Source organism: Planctomycetaceae bacterium (genome assembly GCA_039680605.1).
Lineage (GTDB): Bacteria > Planctomycetota > Phycisphaerae > SM23-33 > SM23-33 > JAJFUU01.
This window is the reverse complement of record JBDKTA010000060.1, coordinates 1-13042: the sequence shown is the minus strand read 5'-3', so window position 1 is coordinate 13042 and position 13042 is coordinate 1. Positions and strand designations below refer to the sequence as shown.

At 65.6% G+C, this 13042-nt stretch carries 10 protein-coding genes; 9 read left to right on the top strand and 1 reads right to left on the bottom strand.

Going from position 1 to position 13042, the window contains the following annotated elements; all coding sequences use genetic code 11:
• Nucleotides 1-251 precede the first annotated feature (251 nt).
• Nucleotides 252-1886, top strand: coding sequence for a hypothetical protein (locus ABFD92_18160; protein ID MEN6506465.1), 1635 nt, complete (start codon nucleotides 252-254; stop codon nucleotides 1884-1886).
• Between the two features lie 50 nt (nucleotides 1887-1936).
• Here ABFD92_18160 and ABFD92_18155 read toward each other — a convergent pair whose 3' ends face one another.
• Complete coding sequence (locus ABFD92_18155) at nucleotides 1937-3424, bottom strand: hypothetical protein (protein ID MEN6506464.1); 1488 nt, start codon at nucleotides 3422-3424, stop codon at nucleotides 1937-1939.
• A gap of 506 nt (nucleotides 3425-3930) precedes the next feature.
• Between ABFD92_18155 and glgP the strand changes: the two genes are divergently transcribed.
• From glgP to ABFD92_18115, 8 genes are all read left to right on the top strand, one after another.
• Nucleotides 3931-6489, top strand: a complete 2559-nt coding sequence (gene glgP / locus ABFD92_18150; protein MEN6506463.1) for an alpha-glucan family phosphorylase — start codon at nucleotides 3931-3933, stop codon at nucleotides 6487-6489.
• A gap of 224 nt (nucleotides 6490-6713) precedes the next feature.
• The gene (gene thrS / locus ABFD92_18145; GenBank protein ID MEN6506462.1) at nucleotides 6714-8903 is read left to right on the top strand and encodes a threonine--tRNA ligase; all 2190 of its coding nucleotides are present in this window, start codon (nucleotides 6714-6716) and stop codon (nucleotides 8901-8903) included.
• Between the two features lie 92 nt (nucleotides 8904-8995).
• Nucleotides 8996-9637 (top strand): translation initiation factor IF-3, encoded by a 642-nt coding sequence (gene infC, locus ABFD92_18140; protein MEN6506461.1) that lies wholly within the window; start codon nucleotides 8996-8998, stop codon nucleotides 9635-9637.
• Nucleotides 9638-9834: 197 nt separating this feature from the next.
• Nucleotides 9835-10029: a 50S ribosomal protein L35 gene (rpmI, locus tag ABFD92_18135; GenBank protein ID MEN6506460.1), complete on the top strand. Its 195-nt coding sequence runs from the start codon at nucleotides 9835-9837 to the stop codon at nucleotides 10027-10029.
• Between the two features lie 150 nt (nucleotides 10030-10179).
• Entirely contained in the window at nucleotides 10180-10533 is a 354-nt protein-coding gene (rplT, locus tag ABFD92_18130; GenBank protein ID MEN6506459.1) for a 50S ribosomal protein L20, read from the top strand.
• 259 nt (nucleotides 10534-10792) lie between these two features.
• The gene (locus tag ABFD92_18125; GenBank protein MEN6506458.1) at nucleotides 10793-11185 is read left to right on the top strand and encodes a hypothetical protein; all 393 of its coding nucleotides are present in this window, start codon (nucleotides 10793-10795) and stop codon (nucleotides 11183-11185) included.
• Between the two features lie 78 nt (nucleotides 11186-11263).
• The gene (ald, locus tag ABFD92_18120) at nucleotides 11264-12358 is read left to right on the top strand and encodes an alanine dehydrogenase (GenBank protein ID MEN6506457.1); all 1095 of its coding nucleotides are present in this window, start codon (nucleotides 11264-11266) and stop codon (nucleotides 12356-12358) included.
• Nucleotides 12359-12702: 344 nt separating this feature from the next.
• Nucleotides 12703-13042 (top strand): hypothetical protein (locus ABFD92_18115; GenBank protein MEN6506456.1); only part of this gene is annotated, 340 nt, incomplete at its 3' end.

Genomic DNA, 13042 nt, shown 5'->3' with positions numbered 1-13042 from the left:
ATTTTCCTCATTCAGGACACCTGGTTTATGTGAAATCGGCAGGATTATGCTCCCACGCGCCGGTCGGCAAGCGGCAGGCGCTTCCCCGCAAACCGCTGTGAAAAGTACAACAAAGTGCAAGGAAGTGCAGGTGGGGCATAAGCGTGCGGTGGATACTATTGCATCGGTTGACAGGGCTTGCACAACGTGCTAACGTGCTGGTCAATGGCGTGTCGATAAGCCAACGGGAACGACTTGGCAAGGAGTCGATCATGAATCGCTCAACAATTCCCTGGATGGTGCTGATTCTTGCCGGTTTGGTCGCAGAGGCCCCGGCCCAGACGACGGGTGAGCAGAACGAAGACTACGTCGGCGTGATCACCGCGTCGCGCGTACACGTGCGCGGCCGGGCCGACCTGGTGTCTTATCCGTGCGTGACGCTCTCGAGCCCGGCGACGGTCAAGGTGGTGGCGTCCAAGCCCGGATGGGTGAAGATTCTTCCTCCGGCGGGGACGTTCAGCGCGATCCGGACCGACGCGATCCGCCTCGACGCGGCGACGGGCAACGGGACGGTCATCGACGACGACGTCTGGCTGCGCGCCGGCGGCGAACTCCACAGCAACGACTTCTGGGTCATCCAGCGCTACATCAAGCGCGGCGAGGTCGTCAAAGTCACCGGGACGGCTGGCAAGTTCTACAAGATCGAACCGCCCAAGGACGTGTACTTCTGGGTGGCGGCAGAATACGTCAAACGCAGCGAGCAGTCGCCCCCGCCGGTGGCGGCGCCGCCGGTGGCCGGAACGGCGCCGGTAGAGCAGATCGTGATCAATCCCCGTCCGGCGACGGCGCCGGCGGCAGAGGTCCCGGTCGCGGCGACGGCCCCGGCGCCGGTGGCCAAGGAACCCGTCAAGACCACCGACAGCGAACAGGAAATCCGCCAGGCGGTCATGACGTTCCGACAGGTCGACAGCCAACTGCGCGACGAACTGGCCAAGCCCGCCCGAGAGCAGACGCTGCTGCCCCTGGTCGACAAGTACGACCGCCTCCGCCAGGCCAAGGGCGGATACCTCAACCCGTACATCGAGGCGAGAATCAAGTACATCCAGATCGCCATCCACCGCCAGCAGGAGATCATCAAGGCCGACGAGGTGATCGCGGCCGCCGACGCGCGTCAGAAGCAGTACGACCTGGAGCGCAGCCGCCTCAACGGTCCGGCGCCGGTTCTTCCGTCGTTCGCGGCGATGGGCATCCTGACTCCCAGTTCGCTGTTTCCGGGCACGGCGGCAGCGCCCAAGCGTTACGCGCTGTTCGACACGCGGTCCAACGCCATCGCGGCATACGTGCAGTGCACCACCGGCGCGGTTGACCTGGCCAAGTACGTCGACCAGGAAGTCGGCGTTTTCGGAAGCAAGAAGGTCGAGGACGGACTGGGCGGCATCCTGCTGATCGAGACCACCGGTGTGCAGGCCCTGACCGCCGGCGTGCGGCCGTCGCCGCCCACCCGCGCGACGGTGGTCGACCAACCGACGCTGGCGCCGGCAGAGCCAAAGCCCGCGCCCGCCGCCCCGCGCGACGAGACGCCCCCGCCGGCCCTGGTCACGCCTGCGGAAGAACCCAAGCCCCAACCCCTGCCGGTTATTCCCGAACCCCCCGCCCAACCGGCGCCGCAGCCGCAACCAGCGCCGCAGCCGCAAGACGTTCAGCCGCAGCCGGTCGTCCAGGATGCACCTAAGAGCGAGCCCGTCGGCGAAACGGTTCCTGCCCGGAACCCCGACCGCCCCAAGCCCGTGCTGCCCGATGAGCCCAAGACCACTCCACCGCCGGCACGCCCCCTGCCGCCGACGGGCCTGCCGATGATCGACTCCGACGCCCCGCCGGCGCCGGTCGACAAGAAAGAGTTTGAGTAGCCCAGGAACTGCCAAGCCGCAAGCGACTCGGGGCATGCTGTAGAAATGTTCTACGGTTGCTCTGCCGGGGCCGTGGCGGGAGCGGTCTTCTCACCCAGCACGAACGACGCATATCCGCGGAAGACCGGGTCGTCTCCGGCGTCGGCACGAAGCCGCCCGGCGAAGTACCGCGCGTCGGTGTCGCGGCGAAGATTGTATTCGAGAAACGCTGCCGCAAAGGCCAGCATGCCCTCGTTCTGCTTGGAGGCAACCACGCGCTGGCTGATCTCGGTCAGACGCCGATCGAGCAGCTTGGAGTCCATCATGGACGCCACATCGATCCGCGTCTTCATCAGCGGCGGGAAGACCGCCACGGCCATCCTCAACCGCTCCGCGGCACTGAGGTGCTCGCCCGCGCCCAGCAGCGCCAGGCCCCACCCGACGTAGGGCATCGGGTCGGCGGACTGCAGGATGGCGGCATTCTCGTAGGCGCCGGCGGCGGTGTAGTACTTGCCCTGCTTGAGCAGTTCCCGCCCCTGAAGCATGTACTTGTCGAAGAGGGTCTTGCCCCTGCCGCCCAGATCGCGAACGACGACCTCGCCGTCGATCATCGCGATGGGACCGAGGGTCGTCCGCCGCGCCGCCCCCGCTGCCGCCGCCGGGGCCGGGGCCGCCGGAGCCGGCGGAACCCGTTGAGCGGAGTCGCCCTCGGTTTCGCGCTGAGTGGCCAGGAGCTTGAGGATGTCGATCATCAGACTCTGCTCGCCGGTGTCTCCCGTCGGCGCCGCCGGCTGCTGCGGCAGCGGCACAGCGGGCGCCTGAGCGTCCAGACGATGATCGATCTGGCTGTCGACGCGGCTGTAGACCTGGCTGTCCACGCGTCCGCTCAGTCGCATCTGGCCAAGCTGGTTGTCCAGGGGTTGCCCCTCCACAACCGGCGCCGGCCCGAATAATCGCTGGGACATGGCCGCCAGATCGCCGCTGGCGCCGGAGGTGAATAACTTGGCCAGCTCCGGCGCCGAGGCCGCACCCGGGACCGGGGCCGATCCGGTCTGAGGGCTGACGAGGCTGGAATATTGCGAGAAGACCTCGTTGAGCTGGGCGGCGTACGGTTCGCTGCTTCGCAGGAGGCCGCTGAGCCCGGTCGGACCGGCCAGTCCCGCGCCGCTGGTCTGAATACCGCGCAGGGCCTGGTAGGGCACTTCGCCGCGAAAGGCCAGGGTTCCGCTCTGGGCGCGGTTGGCCAGCAACTCGGTATTGACGCCCCCCACTCCGCCGGCGACGGTGTTGTACCCAGTGCTGCCCAATTGCGTGTTGCGGTCGAGCAGTTGTCCGTTGGCGATCTGCGAGGTGTACCCCTGAAGCGCACCGCTGACGTAGAGCTGGTTATTGACGCCGCCCTGGCCGCCAGTCGGGGCATTGATCCCGCCGCTGCCGACCTGGATGTTCTTGTCGAGCAACCGCCCCGATTGCAGGGGCACGGTCTGGCCTGGCGCACCGGCCGCCAGAAGAGCCATCACGCTCAAGACTGCAACGACATTTCCCGGCGAGGCTTTCATGAAATCTCCCACTCCCCCGCCCGCTGCATATTAGCAGGGCGTGGGACCGCTGCCAGTAGTTTCCGGAGATTCTCCCTTGGGAGAAGCGTCGGTCTCCTGGCGGCGCCACAACGATTGGCCTCTCAAGCGAGGCCATTTTCGCGCCCGTCGCGTCTTCGACGCGATCCTCGATCGTCTGATTCTTCTGGCCATTCCTCTCGCGGCCTCCGGGGGGCGGCGCCCGCGTCGCCCATATATCCATCGGTTCAATAGATGCTTACCTGAAGCATTGTAGTCGCCCAGGGCATTTGGCAAAGTCCCCTGTGCATCCTACAATCGCACTACCGTTGCATCGACGATGAATCTATACTTTAAGACGGTCGGACTGGCCGAGAGTTCCCGATATTCTTGCCTGGGCCCCGACCGGAGGGATTGAGGTAAATCCATCACCCCGCAATGCCGATGTATTACAGAGTCTGGGCGATCCCAAGGGCGGACATGGGTCCGCAGAGAGGGTGTTTAATCCGATGAGGCCGCTGAGAACATTCAAGATCGAACCGTCACTGCCCGAACCGCTGCGACCCCTGGTGGAGATCGCGTATAACCTCCGCTGGGCGTGGATCGGCGACGCCCGCGACGTCTTTCGCCGTCTGGACCCCCAGGGCTGGGAGAAGTCATACCACAACCCCGTGGCCATGCTCGGGCACATCGACCAGAGCCGCCTCGACGAGATGGCCCAGGACGAAGGCTTCCTCGCCCACGTCGACCGCGTCTACAAGGATCTGCAGAATTATCTCTCCAGGCCTGGATGGTGGCCCAAGACCTACGGTCTGCCCGATCAGCCCCAGGTGGCGTACTTCTGCGCTGAGTTCGCCATCACCGAGTGCCTGCCGATCTACTCCGGCGGCCTGGGCGTCCTCGCCGGCGACCACCTCAAGAGCGCCTCGGAACTCGACATCCCGCTGGTCGCCGTCGGGCTGCTGTATCAGCAGGGCTACTTCCGCCAGAGGCTCAACGCCGACGGCTGGCAGCTCGAATTGTTCCCCCGCAACGACTTCCACAACATGCCCGTGCAGTTGATGCGAGACGCTGACGGCCGCGCCGTCACCATCGACATCGAGTTCCCCGGACACAACGTTCGCGTGCAGGCGTGGCGGGCGCAGGTGGGGCGCATCAGCCTGTACCTGCTGGACACCAACGTTCCCGAGAACTCGCCCGAGGACCGCCACATCACCGGGCAGCTTTACGGCGGCGACCAGGAGATGCGCATCCGCCAGGAGATCGTCATCGGCATCGGTGGCGTGCGGATGCTCCACGCCCTGGGCGTGCATCCCAAGGCCTACCACATGAACGAGGGGCACTCGGCGTTCCTGGCGCTGGAACGCATCCGCCTGCTGATGGAAGAGCGGCACATCTCGCTGGCCGAAGCCCGCGAGGCGGTGGCGGCCTCGAACATCTTCACCACGCACACGCCGGTGCCTGCCGGCAACGACGCCTTCGACTCGTGGCTGATCGACAAGTATTTCTCGCACTATTGGCCGCGCCTGGGCCTGGGGCGCGACCAGTTCCTGGCGATGGGCCAGCAGAACGGCGCGCGGGACGAACCGGTCTCGCTGCCGGTGCTGGCGATGCGCCTGTGTACCTTCCGCAACGGCGTCAGCAAGCTTCACGGCGAAGTGACGCGCCAGCTCTGGTCGGGCGTCTGGAACGGTCTGCCCGTCGGCGAGCTGCCCATCGGCTCGATCACCAACGGCATCAACACGCGCTCGTGGATCAGCGACGACCTGGCCAGCCTCTACGACCGCTACCTCGGGCCCGACTGGCACGAGAAGCCCGCCGACACCAGCGTCTGGAAGTCCGTCGACCAGATCCCCGACACCGAGCTGTGGCGCACGCACGAGCGCCGGCGCGAGCGGCTGGTGGCCTTCGCCCGCAAACGCCTGCATTCCCAAGCCCTGGCGCGCGGCGCCGGATCGGCGGAATTGGCGCTGGCCGAAGAAGCGCTGGACAGCGAAGCGCTGACAATCGGGTTCGCCCGCCGGTTCGCCACGTACAAACGGGCCAACCTGATTCTGGCCAATCTCGACCGCCTCGCGGCCCTGCTGGGCAACAAGGACCGCCCCGTGCAGTTCATCTTCGCGGGCAAGGCGCACCCGCGCGACAACCCGGGCAAGGACCTCATCCGCCAGATCGTTCATGGGACGCGGCAGGAACCCTTCCGCCGCAACATGGTCTTCCTGGAAGACTACGACATGAACGTCGCGCGCTATCTCGTCCAGGGCGTCGACGTGTGGCTCAACACCCCGCTGCGCCCGATGGAGGCCTCCGGAACCAGCGGCATGAAGGTGGCCGCAAACGGCGGGCTCAACGTCTCGATTCTTGACGGCTGGTGGGCCGAAGGCTACAGCCCCGAGGTCGGCTGGGCGATCGGCTCGGGCGAGTCGTACGACGACCTGGAGTACCAGAACGCCGTCGAGAGCCAGGCGCTCTACGACCTGCTGGAAAAGGAAGTCATCCCGCTGTTCTACGACCGCGGCGGCGACAAGGTGCCCCGCAAGTGGATCGCGATGTCCAAGGCCGCCATGCGCCAGCTCGCCCCGGTCTACAACACCAACCGCATGGTGCGCCAGTACGCCGAGACGTATTACGCCCCGGCGGCCAACTGGTGGGACCGCCTGACCGCCGACAACCTGCAGCAGGCCCGCTCGCTGGCGGGATGGCGCCAGTGGGTCAGCCAGGAGTTCGACAAGGTCCGCATCGAGAGCGTTTCGGACAGCATCGCCGCCGGCGGCGACGGCGCCCGCGTGGGCAAGACCGTACACATCGAAGCCGTCCTGAGCACCGGACCGCTGCGACCGGTGGATCTGCAGGTGGAGTTGTATCACGGCCGCCTCGATGAGGATGGACAGCTCAACAGCGGCCAGCCGCTCAAGATGGAGCAGGTCCGCCAGGACGACCACCACGTGACGTACGCCGTGGAGATGCCCTGCGGCCACAGCGGCATGACCGGCTACACCGTTCGCGTCATGCCCCGCAACGACCTGCTGCCCAACGCCTGCGACCTGGCGAAGGTGCGCTGGGCGTGAGGAAGAAGATCCTAGGTCCTAGGTCCTAGATCCTAGGGGGTGGCATGGCGACACGCGTTTTTTTGCGGGTCGCCATGGGCGCCCAACATTGCGCAACCATCATGGCGACCCGCGTCGCGTGTCGCCATGCCACCCGGGAATATAGGTCCTATCCGTCCTACAGGTCCTATTCCCTCCCATTCCCCTCTTTGCACTGTAAAGGCTTCGTGTTACACTGACCCCCGATGAGCACGATCGTAAAACTTCCCGACGGCAGCGAGCGCACCTTTGAATCTCCCGTGACGGCGCTGGCTGTGGCAGAGAACATCTCGCAGGGCCTGGCCCGCGCCGCCCTGGCGGCTGTGGTCGACGGCAAGAGCGTCGACCTCGACACGCCCATCGGCGAAGGCACGCATGAACTGAAGATCCTTACGGACCGCGACGCGCAGTCGCTGGAAGTGCTGCGCCACACGGCCGCCCACGTGATGGCCCAGGCCGTCGTGCAGCTTTTTGGACCGGAGGTCAAGTACACCATCGGTCCGGCGCTGATGGACGACTTCCAGTATGGCTTCTATTACGACTTCGATCTGCCCCGGCCGGTGACGGCTGAGGACCTGGCAAAGATCGAGTCGCAGATGAAGCAGATCGTCTCGGCCAAGACGCCGCTGCATCGCCAGGACCTGACGCCCGACCAGGCGAAGGACCTGTTCGCGCAATTGGGGCAGGATTACAAGATCGAGATGATCGACGACCTGGTGCGCGACGAGCACGTCGCCACCGTCAGCCTGTACCGCCAGGGCGACTTCCTGGACCTCTGCCGCGGCCCGCACCTGCCCCACACCGGCAAGGTCGGCAAGGCGTTCAAGCTGATCTCGACGGCCGGGGCGTACTGGCGCGGCGACGAAAAGAACAAGATGCTCACGCGGATCTACGGGATCGCGTTCTTCGACGCCGCGGCGCTCGAGGCGCACCTGGCGCGCGTCGAGGAAGCCCGCAAGCGCGACCACCGCGTGCTGGGCAAGCAGCTTGGCCTGTTCCACTTCAGCGACAAGGTCGGCCCGGGCCTGCCGCTGTGGCTGCCCAAGGGCACGATCATCCGCATGGAGCTCGAGGGCTGGTTGCGGGGCGAGCTGCTCAAGCGCGGCTATCAGAGCGTCATCACGCCGCACATCGGCAAGCTGGACCTGTGGCGCACCAGCGGGCACTACCCGTACTACGAGCACGGGCTGTTCCCGACGATGGTGCCCGCCCGCACCGCCGAGGGCAAGAACCTGCTCGACGCCCTGGTCGACCTGCTCAACACGCGCGGCGAGTCGGCCGACGAACCGCTGGCGCAGGAGCGCGAGCTCGTCGAGGCCGCCGGCATCGACGCCTCGCGATATCCTTGGGGCGCCGCGGCGTGGGAGCGCCTGGCCAAGGCACGCTACCTCTCGCAAACCCGCGACACGCAGGGGCGCGAAGACGGCATGCTGCTCAAGCCGATGAACTGCCCGTTCCACATTCAGATTTACGGCTGCCAGCAGCGCAGCTACCGCGACCTGCCGATGCGGTTGTCGGAGTTCGGCACGGTGTACCGCTTCGAGCAGTCGGGCGAGCTGTCGGGCCTGACGCGGGTGCGCGGCTTCACCCAGGACGACGCCCACATCTTCTGCACCGCCGAGCAGCTCGAAAGCGAGATCGAGTCGTGCGTCGACCTGACGCGCCTGTGCCTGGCGACGCTGGGCCTGGACGACTACCGCGTGCGAATCGGCCTGCGCGACCCCGACGACGCCAAGTACACCGGGGCCAGCCAGGACTGGGACCGCGCCGAGGGGAACATCCGCAACGTGGTGACGCGCCTGGGCATGAGCTTCACCGAGGAACGCGGCGAGGCGGCGTTCTACGGGCCCAAGATCGACTTCGTGGTCAAGGACTGCATCGGCCGCGAGTGGCAGCTCGGGACCATCCAGGTGGACTACAATCTGCCTCAGCGGTTCGAGCTGAACTACATCGGTCCGGACAACGCCCCCCACCGCCCGGTGATGGTCCACCGCGCGCCGCTGGGCTCGCCCGAGCGGTTCATCGGAATTCTGATCGAGCATTTCGCCGGGGCGTTTCCGCTGTGGCTGTCCCCGGTGCAGGTGGCGGTGCTGAGCGTCTCCGAGCGGTTCAACGACTACGCCGGCGAAGTGGCCGCCGCCCTCCGCGAGGCGGGCATCCGAACGCAGGTCGACGATTCCCCCGAGAAGATCGGCGCCAAGATCCGCAACGCCACGCTGGACAAGGTCCCGTACATGGCCGTGATCGGCCAGCGCGAGCAGGACGCCCGCAACGTGGCGGTGCGCCACCGCACCGAGGGCGACCACGGGGCCATGGCGCTGGACGATTTCGTGGCGGCGCTGCGAAAAGAAATCGCCGCGCGTTCGCGAACACCGCTCTTGGGTAACCGGCCCTGAGCGGATACAATAAATCATTACAGGCAACGGCCCGCCGCGGGCCGATGATATCGATGGCTAGATTCAGGAGATGAACGATTAAGAAATTCGCAGTGAATACCGGCAAGAGCCTCAGACGGAACGAGCAGATTCGCATTTCACCCATTCGGCTGATCGACGAGAACGACGCCCAGATCGGAATCGTCGAGTTGGGCGACGCCAAGGAGCGTGCCCGCATAGCCGGTCTGGACCTGGTCGAGGTGGCTCCGGGCTCGCGCCCGCCCGTCTGCCGCATCATGGACTACGGCAAGTGGAAGTACGCCCAGCAGAAGAAAGAACGCAAGGGGCGGTCCAAGCGGCACGAGGTCGAGCTGAAGGAAATCCGCATCCGCACGCCCAAGATCGGCGACCACGATCTGATGATCAAGACCGAGCACGCCCGCGGCTTCCTCGCCCGCGGCGACCGCGTGCAGTTCACCCTGCGATTCCGCGGGCGAGAACTGGCCCACATCGATGAGGGCTACAAGGTCTTCACCCAGATCAAGGCCAACCTCGCCGACGTGGCCAAGATCGAGCAGGACTTCCACCGCGAAGGCCGCCGAATCACCATGCTGATGGTCCCCGGCGGAACGACGCCGCCCAAGGCCGCTCCATCCGAAAGCGGCGGCGGTGCAGGCCGCGACGACAAGAGCGAGACGCCCGCGCCGCGACCGACGCCTGCGGAAGTCAACACGCAGCCGGCGCCTTCAGCGTAGGTGGCACAGGCTTTCCAGCCTGTGAGTTCCAGCCTGTGACCCCAGGGCCCGTGGCTGGCGGGCTCGGCCCTGCCGCCACGGCGCTGAATCCCTGACTTGAGAATTTTCCGGCCCGCCCTTTACATGCCCGCCGCGTTTGGTACAATGACCGACCTTTAATATCTGACCCGCCCGCCGGGGCGCAAGAGGTTCCTGAGATGCCGAAGCAGAAAACGAATAAGTCGGTCGCCAAGCGGTTGAAGGTGACCGGTCGTGGAAAACTGATGCGCCACCGCGCCGGGGCCGGGCACTTGAAGTCCGTCAAGAGCCCCAGCCGCATCCGCCGTCTGCGCCGAGAAACCGTGCTGGCCTCGAATTACACCAAGATGGCCAGACGTTTGTTGGGAATCTAACCACCCGATCGCAATCGATCGGAGCGGCCTGCTGGGAGCCCATTGAGGGCGATCCGCCGATGGCGGAATGGAACTGGCCGCGAAGGCTTGTGCCTGTTTGGCCCAGAGCTTTCGCCGCTGCCCAGCGGCCTTAACTGCAGGAGTTGAATCATGCCACGCGTTGTCACCGGACCGGCCCGCCGCCGCAAGCACAAACGGATCCTCAAAGACGCCAAGGGATTTTACGGCGCCGGTTCCCGCAAATACGGTATCGCCAAGGGCAAGGTCTTCCGCGCCGGCGTCACCGCCACCATCGACCGCCGGAAGAAGAAACGCGATTTCCGCGCCCTGTGGATCACCCGCATCAGCGCCGCCTGCGAGCAACGCGGGATCCGCTACAGCCGCTTCATGTTCGCCCTGAGCGAATGCGACATCGACATCAACCGCAAGATGCTGTCCGAGATCGCCATCGCCGACCCCAAGGCCTTCGACGCCATCGTCGAGTCCGCCAAGGCCGCCCTGTAAACCACGCCGCACAGGCGATCATCGAACGCGGTCGAGCCCGCCACGGCGGATATCCAATTTGCGTACGGGTGCCGTGGCGGGAGGGCTTCAGCCCGACAGCCACGATGCACCGTGCGCCCTGGGCCGTCGTGGCTGTCGGTCATTCGGACCTTCCCGCCACGGCACCCGTACCGATCACCGATTACTGATTACTAATTACTGATTACTGCCTTTTCGCTACCCATCGCGCATGCGTAAGCTTGCAGCCTTATAATTGCGCATGATCAGCAAGTATCTGTTGTACCTGTTGCGATGGCAGCTTTCGACGCCGATCCTGGCCGGGTGCGTCTATCTGCTCACCGAGCACCTCGGGGCCACCCTCACCACCGTCATCGCCAACTTCATCGGCGGGCTGATCTTCTTCTGGGTCGACCGCTGGATCTTCACCCGCACGAGCATTCTGCACTCGGGCGAATTGTGGGAAGCCCAGCGCAACGTCGCCTGCGTCGACTGCCACAAGACCGTCGAACGCGGTTATCGCCTCGTCCGCGCAGCCGGGTACGACCGCTCACGCGACCGCCACCCGCAATTCCGCTGCCACGAGTGCTCACGCAGAAAGTACCTGCGAACCCAGGAAGAACTCGCCCACGCCCACAGTGGGAAAGACGACTGACGGCTCGAGACTTTCCGCGCACGCCTGAGCGTCTGGCTGCGATAGGATATGTGAGACTATTGCCCAAGGAGTGCAACCATGATCGTCGCCGTGCCGCGAGAGGTCAAATCGGACGAGTACCGCATCGCCCTGCTGCCGGTGGGGGCAGACCTGCTGGTCAAGGACGGCCACCGCGTGCTGATCGAGCGCGGCGCCGCGCGCGGCAGCGGGTTTGACGACGCCGAATACGCCAGCGCCGGCGCGGAGATCGTCGACGGCCCTGCCGATATCTTTGCCGCCGCCGACCTGGTCGTCAAAGTGAAAGAGCCCCAACCGGGCGAACTGGCGATGCTGCGCCGCGGGCAGGTGCTCTTCACGTACTTTCACTTCGCAGCCGACCGAAAGCTGACCGAGGGATGCCTGCAGCGCGGCATCGCTGCGGTGGCATATGAAACACTGCACGACGAGCAGTGCCGCCTGCCGCTGCTGACGCCGATGAGCGAGATCGCCGGCAAGATGTCGATCCAGGAAGGGGCGAAGTATCTCGAGCGCCCGATGATGGGCCGCGGGATTCTGCTGGGCGGCGTGACGGGCGTCAGCCCCGCCAACGTGCTGATCCTCGGCGGCGGCGTGGTCGGCTCGCACGCGGCGGGCGTGGCCGCCGGCCTGGGGGCCGACGTGGTGATCATGGACATCGACCTCGACCGCCTGAGGCACCTGGACGAGTTCATGCCCGCCAACGTCACGACGATCTTCAGCGACCCGCACGCGATCAATCGCTACAGCGCCCGGGCCGACCTGGTCGTCGGGGCCGTGCTGATTCCCGGCGCGCGGGCGCCCAAGCTGCTCACGCGCCAGCACCTCAAGGGCATGAAGAGCGGCGCGGTGGTCGTGGACGTGGCCATCGACCAGGGCGGCTGCATGGAAACCTCTCGCCCCACCACTCACAGCGAGCCGACGTACATCGTCGACGACGTGGTGCATTACTGCGTGACAAACATGCCCGGCGCCGTCGGCCGCACGTCCAGCCAGGCGTTGTGCAACGCCACGCTCAAGTACGTCCGCCAGCTAGCCCGCCTGGGCCTGGACCAGTTCGCCAACCAATCCCCCGGCCACGCCGCAGCCGTGAACATGCGGGAAGGCAAACTAGTCAATCCCGCCGTAGCCGCCGTCTTCCCGGACCTGCCCAAGTGAGGGTAGAGGTTAGAGGTTAAAGGTTAGAGAGAAACCCGCACGGGTGCCACGCACAACTCCGTTGTGCGTGTCCCCAGTAGCACGGGCGTCCCGCCCGTGAGTAGCACGGGCATCTTGCCCGTGAGTGGCATGGGCGCCTCGCCCATGCTCCCCGACCGTGTCGCGGACGTCCCGTCCGCGCGTATCCGCGGGCGTCTCGCCCGCGCGAAAATAACTGTTTGGAGTCCTTGCTTCGCAAAGGACGACAGAGGAAACTTGAGACCATGTCCCCGACGAAAAGTATTCAACCTCGACTGCCCCGAAGCTTCAAATCACTCGTGGCCGCGATGCCCCCGCGCGCGATCATGGACGAAGTCCAATACGAAGAGTCCCTCGACTGGATCAACCGCCTGATGGCCGCCGGGAAGCTGACCAAGGGGCAGGAGCTTTACCTTGAGACGCTGGTGCAACTCGTCCAGGCGTACGAGGCCGCCCATCACCCGATCGATGCTGCCGGTCTGCACGGCCTCGACGCCCTGCGCCAACTGCTGGCCAACAACGACATGAACGCCTCCGAACTAGAGCATCTAGCGATCATCTGTAGCGTATCCGCAGCTACGGAAGTAGCCTTGGCACTCCTCCGCGCTCACGGCCCTGAGAGCTTGGCCGATCACACCAATGAGTTCCTCCAACGTACGCCCGGCG